Annotated in this window: 2 protein-coding genes; both read right to left on the reverse strand. The window is 30.9% G+C overall.

Translation table 11 applies throughout. The annotated features are described in order from the left end of the window. Positions 1-748 (reverse strand): restriction endonuclease subunit S (locus tag GMA11_RS08950; protein ID WP_205422933.1); only part of this gene is annotated, 748 nt, incomplete at its 3' end. Then, a complete protein-coding gene (locus tag GMA11_RS08955) occupies positions 748-3309 on the reverse strand; it encodes a type I restriction-modification system subunit M (protein ID WP_163546798.1) in 2562 nt (853 codons plus the stop codon). The genes GMA11_RS08955 and GMA11_RS08950, both read right to left, overlap by 1 nt. Positions 3310-3951 lie beyond the last annotated feature (642 nt).

The following is a 3951-nucleotide window of genomic DNA, read 5'->3' on the forward strand; positions in this document are numbered from 1 at the left end:
TATCACCGCCTGCAACTATTTCTGTTGCTATCTCCCCCAACTTCTGCTGTTCCCAATCGTCAAAAAAACCAGAAAAACGGCGTTTTGGCACACGCTCTCCTTCAGCGGGAAACATTTCTGATAAATAAGCCTTTTTTAACGTTTTTAACTTATTAAGTTTACGCTGGTGAAAGGCGATGAGGTTGTCGAGTTGATTAAATAAATCTGTAATTTTCCTTTGTTCATCTTTCAATACAGGAATTTCATAAGTTAATTCTCTAATAGAAGTCCAATTTACATATATTTGTGTATTTCCTTGAGAAGCACTAATAATTTTCCCACGAATATTATCAGCATTCAAAAATTGATATAAAAATTCTGGTAGATATTCATTTTCATAAACTTCAATTCTTTCAGTCCGTTGATTAAAAATATAGGAATTATCAGAATCTATCAGTAAAACTCGACCAATTATGTTCCCTGAAGCAGTCTTATCATTTAATATCATTGTTAAATTATTTTTGTTCAAAATACGATTTTCAGTCTTTTTTGTTTTGTTTGCTCTGATGCCTTGATCGGTATATTGGTTTGTTTCTGAATATGATCCAATACTTATAACTTTATATTTGCCAAGTTCATCGAATTCAGACTCAATAGATGTCCCTCCAGTAGACTTACCGAAATCTTCCAACTTACGTTGTTCCCAAGCATCAGCATTTTTGAACTGTTTAAAGCGTCTTTTTGGTATTTTTTTGTTGTTTTCCACCATTAAAGCACCACCAATTCACTCATCAGTTTTTCAAACTCCTGTTCAAGTTTTAATATTTCATCATCTATATCATCTAATGTATCTGAATAACGTTTGTTTAACTCATCAATCACAGCAATCTCTTTTTTTAGTGGTTTTTCTACTAGAAGTAAAACTTTTTCAATAACAGAGCCAAACCATTTTTGGTATAAAAGTTCATCAACTTCTTCATCACTTAAATTCTCTATACGATTCCATACTGATTCTTTCACTTCTTGTTCTTTTAATTTGATTTCCTTACCAATAGATGTTTTTTCTTTTAATAAGTTAGATACATTTTTTAAAAGATTATATTCATCTGACCCTTTTGTCACTTCTTTCATCCCTGCTGTTATCAACTTACTATCAAAACTATCTTGTATCTCACCTTCATTATTTCTTTTCAGAAAATCACCAAGAATCATATTCTCCTCGCTATCTTCTACTTTAGCATTTTCTAAAAGTTCACTCAATTCACTCTCAATATCTAAAAGACGTGATTTTAGTGCTGTAATCTGTTCTTGTTCACGTTCATAACAATAATCAGCTATAAGATTATTAGGAATAATTGCTCCGTTCCAACCATCTTGAATTTTCTCTTTACCTTTTTTTGATACGATATTCGGTTCACGTGTTCGTCCAGCTTGATAAAATCCTAATTGCTCAATAAGTTCCGCATCATGCATCAATGCATTTTTCCACATTTCTGCAATAATTTGATACCCTTCATAAATATCAATTTGTCCAAATTCTTCCAGACACTTTTTAATATCTTCAAGCATACTTGCTTTTATCATACTTACGTTATTTTTATAGTTTAGTTGATGCAATTTTGTCCAATAGCATTGGATATAATTTTCAATAGTTGCTTTAATTTTTTGTGATTTTTCTTGTATAGCACGACTCGAAAAAATATTTTCAGAAAGTTCTTCGAGCGATTGATTTAACTCTAAATAGCCCGGACGCTTTTCAATAAACGCCTTATTTAAAATATCCTGAACCGTTTCATTTAAAACTTTTAAAGACTGTATATTTTTTTCTGGTATGCCACCATATAAATGTGCATCAACATCATGAGGAATTTCTTCATCAGAAGCTTCCACATAACGTGGAATATTCATATTATATTCATTTTCTATTAACTCTTGTCGTGATGCTAAATGACTATACCCTTTCTCTTCTGTACGATTTTTATAAACATCAACAATTTTTGCAATATCTTTTTCTTGAAGAACATTTTGTTTTCCTTCTTTAACAAAATTACGTGAAGCATCAATAAACAGAATTGGTTCATTTAATTCACGATTTTTCTTCAAGATAATAATACATACTGGGATACCCGTATTCGTAAAAAGATTATTTGGTAGTCCAATAACAGCATCTATTTGATTTTTCTCTATTAAACGTTTCCTAATTTCTCCTTCTGCTGCACCACGAAACAAAACACCGTGAGGTAAAACAATTGCCATAAGTCCTTTTATAGACAAATGATACAAACCATGAAGTAAGAAAGCAAAATCTCCTTTTGAATCTGGAGGCAGAACTCCCGCAATTTCGAAACGTGGATCACTCGGTTTAAGTCCATAACGATTCCAATTTTTAATAGAATACGGTGGATTCATAACAACTGCATCAAACTGAACACCTTCATTTGGACGTTCTGGATCTTCCGGCCAATCTTGAGAAAGAGTATCGCCATTTTTAATATTCATTTTATTAGGTTCAACACCATGAAGTAATAAATTCATACGTGTTAAGTTGTAAGTCGCTGTATTTTTCTCTTGACCATAGTACTCAAGTTTTTTCTGTTCTTCCTTTGTTAAATGTTGTTTTACTGTTAAAAGAAGCGAGCCAGAACCAACAGTAGGATCATAGATAGATTTTATTGTATCGTTTGTTGTTACAATTTGTGCCATGACTTCACTGACTTGTCGAGGTGTATAGAACTCTCCAGCCTTCTTACCTGATTCCATAGCAAATTGTCCAATTAAATATTCATACGCATCACCAAGCACATCACCGTCTTGAAGAGAAACCATATCCAAATCTTCAAACAGTCGAATAAGAGCTTGAATATTTTTACTACGCTCATTCAAATTACTCCCAAGAGATGTATCTGATAAATCCAGTGTTGAATTTGCAAAAAGACCTTGAAAATCATTCGCTCTACTTGTTACAGAAATACTACGTTCAAATTGATTCAAACTATCCATTACTTTCTGCACTTCAAAATGCCCTGAATTCATATCTTTAATCCACGTATGATAAAGATACTCCGGACGTATACAATACCCTACCATATTTTGAATCATATCTTCAATTGATTGTCCATACTCTAAATATGCATTACAATATTCATCATACCAATTATCCGTAGCAGAAAGACCACAAGCTATTGCAAACTCTTTAAGTGTTTTATCACTTAAAAATTTATAAAACATAAGGCCTAACATATAATCCTTATATCTAGTGGCATCCATTGAACCACGTAGTTCATTCGCACCACTCCATAAACGTGATTTTATTTCCTCTGATGTAATCATTCTTTTTTCTCCTTTTCTTATTAACAAATAAAACTATCTTCATTCTGTTAATAATATATTTTCTCCTTCTCATTGCACAAAGTACACACTAACTTTAACAAAAATATTTACATTTGAGATGCATACATTTTTATATAACATTGACAAATAAACGCTATATATTAACCTTTTATCAAAATACTTTCATGCTCAATTATATCACGCTGTACTAAAAAAGAAATATGCGATACACCCTTTTATTATCCATAATAGTAAAAAATCACTATAATTCATTACACCTTACTTTTGAATAGATTCTCTTTTATATATTTATTTTTTATTCTTATCATCTATCATTAACGTTACTACATTTCTAATTCATCTACTAAAATCAATGATATTTTGTGATATAATGACAGACTATTCTTTTTCTTGTCCAAATTCTTTACTTGTATTTCTTGCAATTCAACACTTAACTTGACAATTTTCTTATTTTTATCTAAAAATAAGAAAAACATAAATGAGTTAGATAAAATGCTTATATTTTTGAAAAGTAAAAAATAAAAATATTGTATATTATTAGTCAATATATCTTTTTTATTGACGATTGGGAACAGCAGAAGTTGGGGGAGATAGCAACAGAAATAGTTGCAGGCGGTGATA

The organism is Granulicatella sp. zg-ZJ, from assembly GCF_010892355.1.
GTDB lineage: Bacteria > Bacillota > Bacilli > Lactobacillales > Aerococcaceae > WM01.

Excerpts from the sequence above, each read along its gene's own strand:
- GMA11_RS08955 (WP_163546798.1), bottom strand. The coding sequence starts at position 3,309 with ATGATTACATCAGAGGAAATAAAATCACGTTTATGGAGTGGTGCGAAT.